This window comes from Sulfurospirillum diekertiae, from assembly GCF_011769985.2.
Classification (GTDB): domain Bacteria; phylum Campylobacterota; class Campylobacteria; order Campylobacterales; family Sulfurospirillaceae; genus Sulfurospirillum; species Sulfurospirillum diekertiae.
The window spans coordinates 804,212-820,836 of the sequence record NZ_CP039734.2 but is presented as its reverse complement, the minus strand read 5'-3'; the positions used below and the strand labels follow the sequence as shown (position 1 = coordinate 820,836).

The following is a 16,625-nucleotide window of genomic DNA, read 5'->3' as shown; positions in this document are numbered from 1 at the left end:
TCCTGTTATAGTTTTCTAAAATTGACAAAGGTATCATGAAGAGCAACACCTGGTGCTCCCGTTTTAAACGCACCCATGTCTGAACTGGTGTCATCAACGAGTTCATTGACGTTGTAAATATTGTTGTTGTACCATTGCTCGTACATCAAAACCGTACCTGCTTGAACGTTATCGGTCACTTTGGCTTTCACACGTAAGAGTCCTTGTTTGTTAAAAACGGCTACCGTGTCGCCCTCTTTAACCATTTTGGCTTCAGCATCATCAGGGTTGATGTACACGTACGGTTCTGGATGCATATCTTCCATCCACTCTAAGTTTTGAAACTGTGAGTGCAAGCTCCATCTACTGTGAGGTGACGTCATACGGAATTTGTCGTACGGTTTACGCACTTCAAGGTAGGTTGGCAATGCACTTCCAAAAAGCTCTAATGCTTTGTCTGAATAAAACTCAAACTTACCGCTGGGTGTTTTAAATTTGCCATCAGCATACGGAATGACCGCTTTAGCTTTTACAGAACCATTTTTAAGCTCTTCCCATGATTTGATGCCAAATTGCTCGTAAATGCCAGGGTTAAACTCTTTGATCGTCATCGCTTTGGTATCAACACTTTGAGGGAAGGTACATGAGCCAGCTTCTAGTTTATTCATATGTTTGGAAAGCAGTGCTGCGATTTCAACGTCCGATTTGACTTCAAAAAGAGGTTTGATCGCTTGTTCATTAAGACTCAACCAGTAATGCCAGTAAGAGACATTGACATCGTACTCTTCAAACTGTGTCGCAACAGGAAGGACAATGTCTGCCCATTTCACCGTTTCATTAAAGAACTGATCGGCAACGACAACGAGATCAAGTTGTTGAAAGGCACGAATGAGTTGATTACGGTCAAAATCTTGAGAAAAGACATTTTTGCACGCTACCCACAAGAGTCTTACTTTTGGCTCTTTTGCATTGAGAAGTTCACGTGCCGTTTTGTTGATGTTTAAGAAACGATCGGTATACGCCGCTTTTTCACCACCCACTTGAGCAAATTCACCTTTAGCCCCTTCTGGACCTGTGTACCCTACACTACCTTCTGGCTTAGTTTGGCTGAGTGCCGCATAATTAAAGCCCCATGTGCTAAGGTGTCCATAACGAGCACCACCTGCGTATTTGCCGATGTTGCCAGAAACCGCCACCAACGCGTCAATCGCACGAATCATTGAGCCACCATTGGTGTGACGTTGCATACCATAGCCCATCCAAATGGTCGCAGGTTTTGCTTTTACAAATGATAAAGCCAACTCTTTAATCATTGCAAGAGGAATACCTGTGATTTTGGAAACGTTGTCTAATTTAATCTCTTTATCCAAATACGCTTTGTACTCTTTGTACCCTTTTGAGTTTGCATCGAGCCATTTTTGATCGTGTAAATTGGCATCAATAATAATTTTTGCCATTCCAAGCGCTAAAAGGCCGTCTGTACCTGTTTTAATCTGAATGTACTGACTTGCTTTTGAAGCGGCTTCGGTAAATACAGGGTCAATCACTACAACTTTTGCCCCTTTGCTCTTGGCTTCATAGATGTATTTCATCGAGTGAACCGAGTTGCTCGCAGGATTAACACCCCAGAGAATAATAAATTTACTGTCTTTCATCTCTTCAGGATCGTTACACCACATATCACCCATGTCAAGGTTTTGCGCGTCAATTCCCGCTGGCCAGCATGGCGTTCCTGCAAGGCGTGTCGTATAGCCAATAGAGTTAAACATTCCCTCAACACCATAATGCGTGATACCAAAGTTACCAGAGTATTTGGTGAGTGCTGCCCCCAACAAAGTTCCATCTTCTTTTTTCATCTCTAATAATTTTTTAGCAATCGTTTCCATCGCATAATCCCAAGAGACACGTTTCCAGTTGCCTGAACCTTTGCCGCCCACTTGCATCATCGGAAATTTAAGACGTCGTGCTGAGTAAACTCTCTTAACGTACGAATTTCCTTTCACACAACAACCACCTCGGGTGTATGTGGATTCCGTTGCACCTTCGATAAACTGCATAACCCCATCTTTAACGTAGGTTTTAATACTACACGTGTCGTAACAGTTTCTAGGACACGCATTGCGGAAGGTTTGATAATTTTTTTGCCCAAGGTAGGGGATTTTAGTATTAAGGTCTTCATTGGCTTGGAGAATGCCTCCTGGAAGTGACGATAATACACCACTGGCTGCTAAGCCTTTTAGAAAACTTCTTCGGCTGATGCCGTTGTTGAGAATGCTCTCAACTTTTTCTTTGGAATAACTCATTCAAGAACTCCTTGTTGTCGTGGTTTCTCTTATCAGTAACGATTTGAGCTGTTGTAAAATAAAGGTAATAGCAGGTGCATCTTTCTCACTCTGCGCTAAACCACGCTCCAAAAAGCGCGGTATCCAAAGGGCTAAGTGTTCGTGTAAAAAATAGTGACGAAGGTCACTCAAATAAGTTATCTCTTTAGCCTCTTCTAGAAAAAGTAGTTGGTAATACGCGTCAAGTTCAACGCCTAAATGATCCTCTGGTATGACGTTTTTAAGCGAATAGGAAAATCCCATTGTTTCGTACAAATCTCTTACATGTAAGGTACTTTTAGACATAAAAACATCAGGATTATCAAGGTAAACGGAAGCAAATGGATCGGCAACGGTTTCCATGGGACCTACAAAGTAGCGATTAAACTGCACTTCTAAATCCTCTTCTGAAATAGTGAAGGAAGGATTCAGCGCATCAAACGCAACTTTTAGCTCTTTAGAATTTTGGGCATTAAAGATATCACGAAGGTGTTTGATGTCATCGAGTCTGGAAGTCGTTTGCGGTTGAAAAGTTTGCATCTTAAACTCTTTTTTTAATTTATTTTTTTAACCAACTAGGGAAATGGTAAAGCAAAAAAAGAGCAAAAAAATCGCAAGAAAGATTTTACATGTAAGAATTTGACATTTTTAAAGTAAAGGAGGTAACTGAGTCAAAAAGGAACACAATCGTTTTACATGTAAAGCGTAACCCCTTCTCTTTCTTGATGCTTTACATGTAAAACCTTTCTTTAATTTTTTTCCAATGCAAACTCTTTATAATGGTGCATAAAAATAAATAAAAGGAATATCTTTGATAACTAAAATAGATATGAACTCTCCCGAATTTTTAGCCGAATTTGAAAAAACAGAAGCATTTACCGATAAAGTTTGCGAACAATTTGGATTTGCCTACACACCCCTTGATGAAGTCAAAGAGTCCATTCAACAAGGCTTAACCCGCAATAAACTCATCTATGGCAAACGTTACTGTCCCTGTTTTATGGTGATAGGTAGCACACCCGAAGAACAAGCTAATGCGGGTAACCGCTTGTGTCCTTGCACGCCTGCACTCACCGTTGAAATTCCCCAAACGGGCAAATGCCACTGCACGATCTTCTGTACACCTGAACATGCGCGAGAACTCGCAAAAGAAGAAAATATGGAAGAGATAGCGCATACGCATACCAGAGGACTCAGCAAAGAAGAGTGTGACGCGTTAATGAAGAAAAAGCAGATTGATGGCAATGAACTTGAAGCGTTGCTCGAAGCACGAAAGCATGGCGTTGTGAATTTTAATCTTGTAGACACTCGTGAATGGATGGAATGGATCAGCAATCGCATCACAGGAACGGACTTCCTCATCCCAACTACCAGTTTTCATGACGCGCTCTCCCAACTCAGTGGCAAAGAGAACATCCCTGTTATTTTATACTGTTACAGTGGAAGTCGAAGCGCATACTGTCAGCGCATATTACTGCAAATGGGCTACAAAACCGTGCTCAACCTTGAACACGGTATTATGGCATATGATGGGGAATGTGAAAACGGAGAGTAACACTCTATCGAGGAAGAAGTTACTTCGTAGCTTCTTCTGGATTTGATACTTCCTTCGTCGCTTCTAAAAGCTCTTCACGGCTCAGTTCAAGTTTGGTTCCTTGATCATTATAATCATAGCCTTTGACGATGTTGCCCTCTTTAAACTCAATCGTACGGATCAACTTACCTGCTGGATTGAAAAGCTTCGTAATGCCATCAGGTTGGTTCTTTTTGAAAGGAGTTTCCCCTTGAAGTTTACCTGTGGGATAGTAAAACTTGCCTACACCTTCGGCTTGGTCATTAACAAAAGTAACTTCGGTTCGAAGCACTCCTGATTCATAATACTCTTTTTTGAGTCCTTCAATCTTATCGTTTTTAAACGGCGTTTCACTTTGGAGCTTTCCTGATTCATAATACATCTTACCAAGACCATCACGTAAGCCCTCTTTGAACGGTGTCTCACTTTTAATTTTTCCCGATTCATAGAAAAATTGACCGATACCATTGGCAAGTTTTTGTGTTTTAACCTCTATTAAAGTGCCATCTTCCCTGACATCTAAATCCTCGACTGCATAATGTGTCTCAGCACCCAAAAGAACCATTGCTGAAAACATTAAAGTAACCCATAATTTCATGAATAACTCCCTAAAAAAAATTTGAAATAAAAAAGAAGAATGTTTACATGTAAAAGCTTACATGTAAACATTTAAAGCAGACTAAACGTTAAATCTAAAGTGCATTACATCGCCATCTTGGACGACATACTCTTTACCCTCTAAGCGCATTTTACCCGCTTCTTTTGAGCCAGCCTCACCCTTGTACGCGATAAAATCATTGTAAGAAATGACTTCGGCACGGATAAATCCTTTTTCAAAGTCGTTGTGAATGACAGAAGCTGCCTTAGGTGCTTTCCAACCCTTTTCAATCGTCCATGCGCGCACTTCTTTAACCCCTGCGGTGAAGTAAGATGCAAGTCCAAGTTTGTCAAACGCAAGACGAATGATCTGTTTAAGTCCTGATTCTTCAATGCCAAGCTCTTTTAAGAACTCTTCGGCCTCATCCTCTTCAAGTGCTATCATCTCTTCTTCAACTTTGGCACAAAGCACAACAACGTCCGCACCCACTGCTTTAGCATGTTCTTTGACGGCTTTGACAAAAATATTTTCTTCTAAAAGTCCTGCTTCATCGACATTGGCACCGTAAATGATCGTTTTGTTGGAAAGAAAACGTAGCTCTTTATCAAGGATTTGAAAGTTTTCATCATCACGCCTAGCAAACGTACTGACCGGTTTGATCTCATCAAGGTGTGCGCGAAGTGCTTCGGCGATCTCAGCGATACCTGCGGCCGATTTGTCGACTTTCGCTTGGCGTTTCAGACGATCGAGTTTTTTATCGAGTTGTTGAACGTCCGCAAAAATGAGTTCGCTTTCGATGATTTCGATGTCACGAAGCGGATTGATGCTGTTTTCAACGTGCGTGATGTTTTCATCTTCAAAACAACGTACCATGTGTAAAATAACTTCGACTTCACGAATGTTTGATAAGAATTGATTGCCAAGCCCCTCGCCCGCACTCGCACCTTTTACAAGTCCTGCGATGTCGACAAAATCGACCGTTGAGTGCTGAATACGCTCAGGATTGACGATCTTAGCCAGCTCTTCAAGTCTTGGATCAGGAACTGGAACAACGGCTTTATTAGGCTCGATGGTACAAAAAGGATAGTTTGCAGATTCTGCATTTTGCGCTTTAGTCAGCGCATTAAACGTGGTTGATTTTCCGACATTGGGGAGTCCTACGATACCGACACCTAAACCCATAGATTGACCTTTTTAATTAACTTTTAAGGGGGATTTTACCTTAAATCGTCTTAAAAACTGACATATGTCCTCAATCTACAAGTATAGGATTTGAGCTTTACATGTAAAGGTTATTTCTCTTTCAAATACGCTTCAAAATGGTCAATATTAAGCGCAATGAAGCGATATGAAACGTAAATAATAACAGGCCATGTGCAGAGCCACAAAAACCCTGAGGTATAATTGATTGCTTCCATAATAACTCCTAATAATGATGTGAATCAGCTTCGATTTCGGCTGATGTCATTTTGGTTTTATCCATAGCGCGCCATACAAAATAAATATAGCCAAGGACAAACGGAACGCCCAACGAGACATAACTCATGACACTGAGCGTATAGTGTGAAGAGGAGCTGTTTTCAATGGTCAACGAGCTCGCCAAGTCGGAAAGCGAAGGATAAATAGGTGTGGCGTTAAAACCAAGCAGACAGAGCAGGCTCGTTACGACTAAAATCACGCCAAAACCACTGAACCAAATGCCGCACCTGCTTCCTTTAAAAAGCGTACTAAAGATGGCATACAATACCAAAAGTGTACCGCTAAGAAAGGTAACGATAAGCAGTGGCGTGGCTAAAAAGTTGTTCAAAAACTTATGCGATTCGGGAAAGACCACGCCCATATGGTACGTAAAGCCGTTCATCACCAAGAGCATCACCACAAGCAGTATAAAAAAGCCCACAAACAAAAGAGCGTCTTTAAAAAGCTGTTGTTTGGCACGGGCGATGATATGAACATCCTCAATATTATTGATAAAATAAAGCGCTGCTTGTACGCGCGCTAAGAAAAAGAGGCTCAAGCCAAATGCCACATTAAAGGGATTGAGTGCGCCTTCAAGCCCGTAACTTGGCAGTGTCCAAGCCGAAAAATTCATGCTGTTGCGCATAAAATTTCCACCTGTAAAGAGTGTACCAAGCGCAATTCCGATGAGGATAATGCCGACACTTCCGTTGATGTACAAAAAGGCTTCATACGTGCGTTTGCCTAAAAAGTTGTTGGGTTTTACACGGTATTCGTACGAAACCGCTTGCAGGATAAAACAGAACAAAATCGCCATCCAGACATAATAAGCTCCACCAAAACTGACCGCATAAAACAGAGGAAATGCCGCAAAAAGCGCACCTCCAAAAAGAACCAATGAGGTAAAGGAGAGTTCCCATTTGCGACCCAGTGAGGCGACGAGCATGTTGCGTTGTTTGTCATCTTTGGCGATGGCGTAAAGTAGGGTTTGTCCTCCTTGCACAAAGGTAATAAACACAAAAAACGCCCCAATCAGGCTCACCAAAAACCACCAATACTGTTGAAGCGTTAAAAGAGATAAAGTTCCAAACATCTTATGCCTCCTCAGGTCCGATTGTAATTTGTTTGAGCATAATCTTCACTTCCGCAATTAAAAGTGCGGTAAAGATAATCGCAAAAAGCCCTAGTGTGATCATGACTGAGACTTCATCAATGTGCGAACTTGCCATGCCCACAGGAAGCATGCCCTGAATCGCCCACGGCTGCCTGCCAACTTCTGCGACAATCCAACCCGCTTCACCTGCGATGTAGCCCAACGGAATGGAAAAAAGCCCCGCGTAAAGCAGGAGTTTTTTGCTCCCAATCTTGCCGATCATACTAAAGTAGAGTACGAAAAAGAAGAGTGCCAAAAACCAACTGCCAAGCCCCACCATGATGTGAAAGCTGTAAAACGTTAACGCAACGGGCGGGATGATTTTTTCGGGTTTGTCTAAGTAGCCATAGCCCAAATAAGACTCATTGGTGCGAAACAGTGCTAAAGCTTCTTCTTGAGTTGGAACATTGTTCATCTGCTGCGCTTCTTTGTAGGTACGCAACGCCTCTAACGCCTGTTTGCCCTTGTCCAGTTTGCTTTGAGCAGGTTCAATACCCAGTGTTGTGTTTCCAAGTACGAGGTCATCAATGCCCGGAACAAATGCGTTGATGTTGTGAAAGCCTAGAAAAGAGAGTGCGTAAGGAATCTCAATCGACCAGATAAATTCATCTTGCGTATCGCCAATTTTTTTGTTCGTATTCAACTGACCGATCGCCACAATGCCTGCTCGATGTTTTCCATCGTAAAGTCCTTCCATCGCAGCCAGTTTGGTCGGCTGGCTTTGTGCTATTTGATGCGCGGATTCATCGCCTGTAACCAGCAAGAAAATGGAAGCCAAAAATCCAAAAGAAGCGCCCACGATGATGCTGCGTTTGGCGAAAAGCGTATGGCGATTTTTGAGTAAGAACCAACTGCTTACCCCCACGACAAAGAGGGAGCCCATCACATAACCACTGCCGATCGTGTGTAAAAATTTGGAAACGGCGTTTGGGTTGAAGAGAACATCGGCAAAACTTTTCATCTCAAAGCGCGCACGCTCAAGGTTAAACTCCATCCCCACAGGGTGTTGCATCCACCCATTGGCAACCAAAATCCAAAGTGCTGAAAGGTTCGAGCCAATCGCCACAAGCCATGTGGAAAAAAGGTGCATTTTAGGCGAAACTTTCTCCCAACCAAAAAACATGACGGCAAAAAAGGTTGATTCCAAGAAGAATGCCATAATGCCCTCAATCGCAAGCGGTGCGCCAAAAAGATCACCCACGATCCATGAGTAATTTGACCAGTTGGTACCAAATTCAAACTCTAAGATGATGCCCGTCGCAAGACCGATCGCAAAATTGATCGCAAAGAGCGCCATCCAAAATTTCGTCAATTTTTTCCACTCAGGATTTTTTGTCTTGACGTAAATGCTCTCCATAATAGCGATAATAAATGAAAGTCCTAACGTAAGCGGGACAAAAAGCCAGTGATACAGTGCCGTAAGCGCAAATTGCGCACGCGACAACTCAACAAGAAGTGTGTGATCCATCGGAAATACCTTTTATTTTTGCATCAAATGTTCCAGCACGGAGTCTGCTCTTTGCATGTCATTTGAAAAGTGTGTTTGGAGGATATTGGGGAAGAAGAAGAGCTTTAAAACAACAAAAAAAAGGAAAAACTTGATGGCAATAATGAGCCAGAGCTGTTTGCCAACGCGCATCTGTTTAAAACCATCACGGTAGAAAAAAACGATCTGTTTAACCCATTGCATTTTAAATCAACCTTTTCAAAATTATAACTAAATAATAATAAATATTAATTAAAAATACACATTGTTATCTGGTTATAAAGTGTGATCCAAAAAATTTCTGCAAGAACACTTCCTTGCAGAAATTCAAAAATACTTAATGGTGAGCACACGTATGGTTTGGGTCAATTTTAGCTGTTTTCCCGGCTAGAAAATCTCTTAACGAATCTTCTACCGTTTCATTTTTATCATCAAAATAGACAGAAACATTCACCGCTAAAAACTTTTTCAAAGGCTCTCCACCGATGCCTGAAACTACCAGTGTATCAGCACCTAAAGCTTGTATGTTTGCCACAGCATTCGCACATCCTCCCGTTACGTGACCAGGGTTTTTATGCACCTTGACCTCTTTCACCGCACCATCTTCAACCGTAACGGCTGTATAAAAAGTTGCCTTACCAAAATGTGCGCCTCTCTTTGCTCCAATCCCTTCGTCTTTCATGGTTGGAAATATAATTGTCATTTGCGATCCTTTTTTATGTTAATAGAGTTTTGTATTTTATGGTTTAGTGCCCACAGCCACAACCACCACTATCATGATGATCTCCGTCATCGCCTAAAAGCTTCATATAATTCATAACTGTCACTTTTTCAAGTGTGCCCTTATATAATTGATCCAAAGCCTCTTTGAGCATAATTCGCTCTTTACCGACATAATAAATATCGATGCCTGCACCCAAAAGTGCATGAAAAGGTTTTTCGCCCACGTGATTGAGTAAAACCGTTTTAACGCCCAAATTTTGTAACCAAGGGACAACATTCATGCCTCCTTGAACACTGCATTCGCGTGTTGCTATATGACCTTGCGCATCGATCAAACTAAAATAGTTTGCTTTTCCAAAAAGGGGTGCTATCACATCGCCTTTTTCTGTTTTAACAGGTACTGCTATCATTGAAACTCCTTAATGAGCATATGTTCAAAATAATACTCTCATAATGGACATATGTCAAGTATTTTTAAATCATGTTATAATGAGCATATTAAACTTTTTGTATGACCCTTGAAAAGATAAAGAGTTTGCTGAGAGTGCGTTAATTTTTAAAACTCAAAATTGAGTCATAGCCTTTAGCTTCAGCGATGTTTTTAGTTTTAAAAAGTGATGTGCTATAAGCGATACTCTTTTTTCAATGGGTTATGCAAAAAGTCTATACATGTAAAGGAGAATTATGCCACGGCAAAAATGCAAACGGTTTACTTCATTCAGACCGCCGTGTTGCCAATTTAACCCTCGTGAATTTCAAACACATCAAGAGACGATCACACTTTTATCCGAAGAGGTGGAAGCGCTTTATCTTATGGATTTATTGGAGTTGTATCAAGAAGAGGCTGCAGCAAAGATGGAAGTTTCTCGCCCTACGTTTGCACGTATTATTAAATCTGCTCGAAATAAGGTGGCTTTAGCACTACTGGGTGGACATACGTTACATCTGGAAAATACGAAAGAGCGTTATGTGGTTGCACTCTGCAGTGAAAATGAAACCTCCCCTTATAGCTCTTTGAGCCCTAAAAGTAGATATATTCATTTTTTTACACTTGAAAATCACCACATTAGTGAGCACCAGATGATTCCAAATCCTCTGACATCTAACCAGATGAAACCCCCTTTAGTCTTAACAGAGCTTTTTGTCAATCAACGTGTCAATGTATTTGTCACGGGAACCATTGGGCAAGGATTTAAAAGCATGCTTTCCACAAAAGGAATACCCGTGCTTTTAAAAGAAGAAATTACAGACGAAGAGATTACGGCACTTTGGTAGTTTAAGCTACCAAGGCTTTTATCCACAGTTGCATAATCGTATGAATCTCCTCTTTGGGTGCTTCCATAAATTCAATCACAAAGCGATCTTCAAACTCACAGATTCCGATACTTCGTGGACGGACTGCTACGATTTTGGTATTTTGGATAGTTTTTCCAAAACAAAAAATAACATTTTGAACATCTTTGAGCCCTTCCATCATCTCTCCACCCAGTGCTTTTGTATGGGCATAATGGTCAAAAATTGCGATAAAGTGCGCCACAGGATCAGCGTTGATCTTCTCTTTAAAATAATCAACGATTTGAGACATATGCTGATAACGAAATCCTTCTTTCTTCAGGGTTAGTGAATGAATAGGATATTGATCTAAAAAAAGTGTTTTTTCCATCTAATTTTCCTTGTAAAGTGTTGTTTACTCTTGTACGCAGATTTCACCTTTGAGCACATGCGATACCGTTTGATACATCACAACAGAGATGACCATTGTTGTCACACCAACCATCACATACGAGAGTGATAAAAGTATAACATCTTTAGTTTCATGATACATTAACATCGCGCTGATACTCATAGCTGCAAGGGGAAAAACAAAGGCCCACCAAGAGATGAAAAATTTGATTTTAATGAAATTTTTGTACATAAAAGCGACCAAAAGCGTAAAGAAAAGGGCAAGATTGAACAACATCGTGGCAAAAACATCAATCACACCGTACATTTTGTAGTATGCCAGAAAGCCAACCGCGGGTGGAGCGATAAGAATAAACATCGTTGGCATAAACTTTACGGCTAATTGATGGTGAAAAATAATACGATTGAGCAAAATAGCAAACAGAATTACCCAAAAAAAGATACCACAGCTAAAAAAGTACATCAGAACCCCTTGGCTTGCAAACCCTACACCGCCCACAGGAACAAGGACATTGCCCACCACAGGAATAAACCATGCAGGATTAGAGTGGTCTAGTTCTTGATTATTATTGATCCAAAAAGAGATCGTGTACATGGTAAGGTAAAAATGCAAAACCGTTCCTGCATACCAAAACATGGAAGCGACATTGACATTGACCTCTTTATAAATAATCGCTAGCATTAACATAGAAATCGAAATCGCTGCAAAAAAATTGAGTCTAATGGGGTGTGAAAACTCTTTTTTTACCATGGGTGCATATTTGATGTATTTACTAAGATAGATGAGAGAAATAACAACAAATAATGTGGTTGAAACCATCATTAAGAGATGACCAATCATATCCGTAAAGCCTAACCAAAGGGCAGCTTTTTGGTACATAATCGTTAAACCACTCATTCCCATAACCATCGCATACATCATGATAGGGAAAAATTTTACTCTACTGTTCTCGCACGTAAGAACCTCATCCATTGACACTCCTAATTATAATTTATACTAAATATAATTATAAGAATATACTTTTATTAATTATAAAATCATAAATAAAAATGGCTAGGATTTAGTCTTAATGAAATCATGGGGAGGATTGAAGGGTCAACTTCAACCCAGAGGGAGGAATTAAAAGAGGGAATCGCTTAAAATGTCATTCATGATCGTATCGCCTAAACAGGCTTTTTCACGTGCAAGTGTTTCAACTTTATGAACAATATCGCTTTTCAAATAGACAACAACTCGGCTTTTTCCCTCTTCTTTTTCACATTTTTCATCATATTCGCGCTGCATCTTAATTTTCGTCTCTTCTTCTATAGGTGCTCGCAATGATTTGTATTCAACCAATACGCCATCTTTATAGACACCCGAAATTTCGGCGTAAACCCAGTAGTAACCGCCATCTTTTCGCAGATTTTTGACATACCCTTTCCACATCTGCTCTTGCTTCAAAGTCTGCCAGAGTGTCCTGAAAACGGAATGAGGCATATCGGGATGACGAACGATGTTATGGGGCTTTCCAATGAGTTCATCAATCTCATAGCCCGAAATATGGGCAAACGTTTCATTGGCGTAGGTTATGTTTCCATGCAAATCGGTACGAGAGACAATAAGCTCATCACTTGGCACAATAGTTTCAATAAACATCTGATACGTCGTTTGCATAACCCTTCCTTAGTTGATTTTCTTTTTCAAATCACCCTTATAGACAATATCTTTGAGGGCAACCGTTTCATCGTTGAGAATATCTGGTACACTAGGGGATTGCGCTAGCTTTTCTCTTTCCGCGTCGAGCTCATCTTCACTGTAAGCCATCATCATATCAGCGCAAATGACATGAGGAATCTGCTCAATTTTTTTCATTTTCGCCATCTCTTCGTCAAGGTCTGCACCCTCAATCGTGACAATAATTTTGCCAGTTTGCTCGTCATGAAAATGGTAGTCACAAAAATCACTCGCCTCACAAATCGCAATAATCTCTTTTACATGTAAAGGCTTCGTTTGTATCACAATACTTGAAATATTCATGGGATTCTCCAAATCATAATAAATTGATCGTCACTGCTACTGACAAGCTCTTTCTCCGTCGCAAAGATGATGGTATTGAGCGTACTTTTTTGCCCTTTAAGCGTATGAACTTTCGCTTTTGTGGCAAGATCAAACACAACAATATCATTCTGTTCATTAAAGGCAAACGCACCCAACGTTACGCTAGGACTCAGTGCTCCCGCATAGATGAGAAACGAGCCATCAAATCGTTCATACGTGCTATTTTGAAGAGTGTAAACAATGCCACGTCTGTCTTGACCCGCACAGAGCACTTTATCTTTTTTAAAATCCACAGTATAAACATTGTCCACATTACCGCCTTTGAGCACTTGAGTGATTTTGCCACTTAAAACATCAAAGAGAGTGATTTCACCCGACTCACATGCACTTGCAACCCTACTTTTTGTTTCATTCAATGCAAAATCGCTAAAGTGTGAAGAGGAAGGTTGAATGCGGTAAATCTCTTTTTTCGTTTGAATGTCCCACAAAAAAATCTCATTACTGAGAAGTGCCACCAAAATGTGCTTTTTATCGACAAATTGTGCTTTGGAGATGAAAAGATTAGCCGTAGCGTCTATGAGCACTTTAGGCTTACCCTCTTCTATAAGGTATAACTCACGCGCACCGTTACTGGCTTGAACGACAGCAAGAAGCGTGTTGCCTAGCATATCAACTGAAAAAACTTTAGGAGCAACTTCATCGCCAGTAAAATCTTTTATATTCGGAAATTTGGTTTGAGAAAGTTTGGTCGCATCACTCAGTTGATACACCTCAAGAGTTCCTGCGCTTGTTCCTGCGATGATCTTTCCCTCAACCAAAGCTATGTGCTGCACCGTTCCAGCAGTTTCTATTGTTCGTTCTGGTACTAACGCTGCACTTAACAGCACACTTGTCAAGAGATTTAGAAACAGAAATAATTTCATGTCTTTTTCTCCTCTTGGATTATAATCGCACTACTGGGGCAGATACCGACGCACATGCCACATCCATTACAGACATCCATCTCTATTTGCGGTTTCCAAAGCCCTAAAAATTGAATGGCTCTAGGTTCACACGCATCCAAACAGCTATTGCACAGACTTTGATGCCATGCCATACAGGCTATTATATCAATCTTCGCTTTTACATGTAAATCTTTTTCATCGTTACATGTAAGACTTAAAACACCACTTGGGCACGCCCTTGCGCACGCTTCACAAAAGGTACATCCACCTTTGGTAAAGTCTAAGTAAGGGATATGGGTGGCAGCAGAGAGGACGATAATCTTTTCTTCACACGCATTCATGCAAGGCGTATCTTTACATGTAACGCAATGATCCAAAAAGTCATACCCCACATGATGGTAAGGAGGGCGCACACACAACTCATTTTGATTTTTTTGCGCCTTTTTGTTACCAAAAAGAGAGGTAAAAACCCCTCTTCTGCTACCATTTGTCATGGCTACTTCACACCTTCATTAAGGTTATCAATGAGGTTTGAACGACTTTTCTCACTCTCTTTACGATAGTCTGGTTTAAAATTATTTTGAACCAAAGGCTCGTTGGCAGATTGAGGCACATGACATGCTGAACAGTTATAGCGTGCAGAACTCATCTCTGTAAGCACTTTTTGCGTTCTCATATCGAAAAAGTGAGACTTCGGAATCGGAGTCGCTTTCACTGCCTCAGCAACTTCAGGCATGTGGCAACCCGTACACGCATTGTTCTCTTTCGTCATATCGAGCATTCCTTCCACATCATGTGGAATCAACGGAGGTGCATTTTCAAACGACCTTTGAATCGTTTTTGACTCACCAGCAGACACTGTTGAGTATGATGTTGGCTCACCCACAACGGTTTTTTCGCTGTAGAGATCCACCTTTCTAAGCCCTAAATCTTCTTCATTGTATGATTGTGACACCGCACATCCGCTTGCCACAATAATACTTATCAAAGAACCTATTATCAACGTTTTTATACTAGTCATTCTTTTTCTCCTACATTTGTGTTAATGTAATTCCGCACACCAAAAGAGAGTGCATCACTCTCACACACTTCAACACATCGTCCACAATTGGTACACTCTCCTGAAGTTATGGCACCGCTCCTTTTGGAGATAATGCCAAGAACCTGCTTCTCAGGACAAATCTCTTTACACTTCATGCACAAAGTACACTTCGTGTGGTCGTGTTTAATACGTACCAGACTTAAACGCCCAACAAGAGAGTAAAACCCGCCCAAAGGGCAAATGTGTCCGCACCAGCCATTTTTTACGGCAAAAAGATCAAACAGATAAATGCAAAGTATAGGAGCCACGCTCATGCCCATCCCAAAGATGATACCCCGATTTAAAATCCCAATAGGACTGACCATTTCAAATGCAGCCACGCCTGTCATGAACGATAATATAAGGCTAAGAGCCAACACCCAATACCTTACATTACGACTCATCCACACCTTCTTTTCAACGGTTTTATCCAAAAGAAGGACTCTTCGTGTTCCATTTGCAGCATCGGTTACCATATTGAGAGGACAAACCCATGAACAAAATGCGCGCCCACCGACAACCATGTAAAACAGTAGGATCAAAGCTGCACCCGTAAGTACATCTATGCCTACAATCGCACCCGTCGCTAATATCTGCAATAAGGCAAAAGGATCGGCTAAAGGAAGTTTTTTCATCACCAAAGAGGCGCTTAAATCACCATTGAGTAGCCTAAACCCATAACCATTGGCAGCCACAAACAAACCAAGAATGCTCAGTTGAGTGAAGCGTCGTGCCATCATAAAACGGTGGCTTCTGATCCATTCTCTCATTTGAACATCTCCTCATTCGAATTCAAGTAGTCTGTCGCAGACTTCTCGCTACGTTTGGTATGCGTTGTAACATCACCACTCGCTTTTTCTAAGCGTTGCTCATCCCCCTGCTCCCAGCCTTTAATATAGTGTGAGCCGATATTTCCTGTGGCGATTTCCAAAGGCAACACATGGATTGCTGCTTTTTCAGTGACACAGGCTCTCTCGCACAAACCACATCCCGTACAGGTAAGACTGTTGACTATCGGTGTCAAATAGGCATGTTTGCCTGTTCGCTCATTGCGTCTATACTCTAACTTAATCGCACTGTCCATAATAGGACATGCTCGGTAACACGCGTCACACTGAATTCCCCAAAATGCGATGCAGGACTGGACATCAACGACGGCAAGTCCCATGCGCGCTTTGGTGATGTCAAGTTCAAAGACACCTTCAGTGATTTTAGAAACACTCTTCTCATCCAATGCTCCCGTGGGACAGACAGGTACACACGGTATATCCGTACACATGTGACACGGTACTTCACGAGGAATAAAAAACGGTGTTCCCAACGGCTTTGTGTCACCTGGTTTGGCAAGGCTAAGCGTATGGTAAGGACATGCGACAACACACTGCCCACACTTGATGCACAAGCGCATAAAGTCCTTTTCCAAGACTGCAGCAGGTGGTCGTAAAACCAACGGAGCGCTTTTTGCCTCTTCCAAATACCCTGTCCAAACCATGCCACCCAACGCCATGAATCCACCACTTTGAGCCATCAAAGCGAGGAATTTACGGCGGTCTGAGATTGCGATTTTATCTGTTGTTTCCATTTT

Annotated in this window: 21 protein-coding genes; 2 read left to right on the top strand and 19 right to left on the bottom strand. The window is 41.4% G+C overall.

The window, feature by feature from the left end:
* Positions 1-5 precede the first annotated feature (5 nt).
* Together FA584_RS04200 and FA584_RS04195 are read right to left on the bottom strand one after the other, a co-directional pair.
* Complete coding sequence (locus FA584_RS04200) at positions 6-2,282, bottom strand: molybdopterin-dependent oxidoreductase (protein ID WP_191342082.1); 2,277 nt, start codon at positions 2,280-2,282, stop codon at positions 6-8.
* A complete protein-coding gene (locus FA584_RS04195; RefSeq protein ID WP_167750312.1) occupies positions 2,283-2,840 on the bottom strand; it encodes a TorD/DmsD family molecular chaperone in 558 nt (185 codons plus the stop codon).
* Positions 2,841-3,111: 271 nt separating this feature from the next.
* Between FA584_RS04195 and FA584_RS04190 the strand changes: the two genes are divergently transcribed.
* On the top strand, positions 3,112-3,855 hold the full coding sequence (locus FA584_RS04190) for a ferredoxin-thioredoxin reductase catalytic domain-containing protein (RefSeq protein ID WP_167750311.1): 744 nt from the start codon (positions 3,112-3,114) through the stop codon (positions 3,853-3,855).
* Positions 3,856-3,874: 19 nt separating this feature from the next.
* Here the strand turns inward: FA584_RS04190 and FA584_RS04185 are convergent, their stop codons facing one another.
* The 8 genes from FA584_RS04185 to FA584_RS04155 all read right to left on the bottom strand — a co-directional run bounded on the left by FA584_RS04185 (position 3,875) and on the right by FA584_RS04155 (position 9,701).
* Entirely contained in the window at positions 3,875-4,471 is a 597-nt protein-coding gene (locus tag FA584_RS04185) for a toxin-antitoxin system YwqK family antitoxin (protein WP_167750310.1), read from the bottom strand.
* 81 nt (positions 4,472-4,552) lie between these two features.
* The gene (ychF, locus tag FA584_RS04180; RefSeq protein ID WP_167750309.1) at positions 4,553-5,653 is read right to left on the bottom strand and encodes a redox-regulated ATPase YchF; all 1,101 of its coding nucleotides are present in this window, start codon (positions 5,651-5,653) and stop codon (positions 4,553-4,555) included.
* Positions 5,654-5,763: 110 nt separating this feature from the next.
* A complete protein-coding gene (locus FA584_RS14680) occupies positions 5,764-5,889 on the bottom strand; it encodes a hypothetical protein (RefSeq protein ID WP_256431226.1) in 126 nt (41 codons plus the stop codon).
* Positions 5,890-5,897: 8 nt separating this feature from the next.
* Positions 5,898-7,022, bottom strand: coding sequence for a cytochrome d ubiquinol oxidase subunit II (locus FA584_RS04175; protein WP_167750308.1), 1,125 nt, complete (start codon positions 7,020-7,022; stop codon positions 5,898-5,900).
* 1 nt (position 7,023) lies between these two features.
* The gene (locus FA584_RS04170; RefSeq protein ID WP_167750307.1) at positions 7,024-8,550 is read right to left on the bottom strand and encodes a cytochrome ubiquinol oxidase subunit I; all 1,527 of its coding nucleotides are present in this window, start codon (positions 8,548-8,550) and stop codon (positions 7,024-7,026) included.
* Between the two features lie 12 nt (positions 8,551-8,562).
* Positions 8,563-8,772, bottom strand: coding sequence for a DUF4492 domain-containing protein (locus tag FA584_RS04165; protein ID WP_167750306.1), 210 nt, complete (start codon positions 8,770-8,772; stop codon positions 8,563-8,565).
* A 133-nt stretch (positions 8,773-8,905) separates the two neighbouring features.
* Entirely contained in the window at positions 8,906-9,271 is a 366-nt protein-coding gene (locus tag FA584_RS04160) for a NifB/NifX family molybdenum-iron cluster-binding protein (RefSeq protein ID WP_167750305.1), read from the bottom strand.
* Between the two features lie 43 nt (positions 9,272-9,314).
* On the bottom strand, positions 9,315-9,701 hold the full coding sequence (locus FA584_RS04155; RefSeq protein WP_167750304.1) for a NifB/NifX family molybdenum-iron cluster-binding protein: 387 nt from the start codon (positions 9,699-9,701) through the stop codon (positions 9,315-9,317).
* Positions 9,702-9,975: 274 nt separating this feature from the next.
* Between FA584_RS04155 and FA584_RS04150 the strand changes: the two genes are divergently transcribed.
* Positions 9,976-10,566, top strand: coding sequence for a DUF134 domain-containing protein (locus tag FA584_RS04150; RefSeq protein ID WP_167750303.1), 591 nt, complete (start codon positions 9,976-9,978; stop codon positions 10,564-10,566).
* 1 nt (position 10,567) lies between these two features.
* Here the strand turns inward: FA584_RS04150 and FA584_RS04145 are convergent, their stop codons facing one another.
* From FA584_RS04145 to napG, 9 genes are all read right to left on the bottom strand, one after another.
* Entirely contained in the window at positions 10,568-10,954 is a 387-nt protein-coding gene (locus FA584_RS04145; protein WP_087438058.1) for a DUF6858 family protein, read from the bottom strand.
* Between the two features lie 24 nt (positions 10,955-10,978).
* Positions 10,979-11,947, bottom strand: coding sequence for an SLAC1 anion channel family protein (locus FA584_RS04140; protein WP_167750302.1), 969 nt, complete (start codon positions 11,945-11,947; stop codon positions 10,979-10,981).
* 147 nt (positions 11,948-12,094) lie between these two features.
* Positions 12,095-12,631 carry a PAS domain-containing protein gene (locus tag FA584_RS04135; RefSeq protein ID WP_096046131.1) on the bottom strand — a complete coding sequence of 179 codons (537 nt, stop codon included), beginning with the start codon at positions 12,629-12,631 and terminating at the stop codon, positions 12,095-12,097.
* 9 nt (positions 12,632-12,640) lie between these two features.
* Positions 12,641-12,994 carry a chaperone NapD gene (locus FA584_RS04130; protein WP_096046130.1) on the bottom strand — a complete coding sequence of 118 codons (354 nt, stop codon included), beginning with the start codon at positions 12,992-12,994 and terminating at the stop codon, positions 12,641-12,643.
* A complete protein-coding gene (locus tag FA584_RS04125) occupies positions 12,991-13,938 on the bottom strand; it encodes a WD40 repeat domain-containing protein (RefSeq protein WP_087438054.1) in 948 nt (315 codons plus the stop codon). The genes FA584_RS04130 and FA584_RS04125 overlap by 4 nt, the downstream gene beginning before the upstream one ends.
* Positions 13,935-14,453: a ferredoxin-type protein NapF gene (locus FA584_RS04120; protein ID WP_167750696.1), complete on the bottom strand. Its 519-nt coding sequence runs from the start codon at positions 14,451-14,453 to the stop codon at positions 13,935-13,937. The genes FA584_RS04125 and FA584_RS04120 overlap by 4 nt, the downstream gene beginning before the upstream one ends.
* A 2-nt stretch (positions 14,454-14,455) precedes the next feature.
* Positions 14,456-14,980 carry a nitrate reductase cytochrome c-type subunit gene (locus tag FA584_RS04115; RefSeq protein ID WP_096046126.1) on the bottom strand — a complete coding sequence of 175 codons (525 nt, stop codon included), beginning with the start codon at positions 14,978-14,980 and terminating at the stop codon, positions 14,456-14,458.
* Positions 14,977-15,810, bottom strand: coding sequence for a quinol dehydrogenase ferredoxin subunit NapH (napH, locus tag FA584_RS04110; protein WP_096046125.1), 834 nt, complete (start codon positions 15,808-15,810; stop codon positions 14,977-14,979). The genes FA584_RS04115 and napH overlap by 4 nt, the downstream gene beginning before the upstream one ends.
* Positions 15,807-16,622: a ferredoxin-type protein NapG gene (gene napG, locus FA584_RS04105; RefSeq protein ID WP_087438050.1), complete on the bottom strand. Its 816-nt coding sequence runs from the start codon at positions 16,620-16,622 to the stop codon at positions 15,807-15,809. The genes napH and napG overlap by 4 nt, the downstream gene beginning before the upstream one ends.
* Between the last annotated feature and the right edge of the window lie 3 nt (positions 16,623-16,625).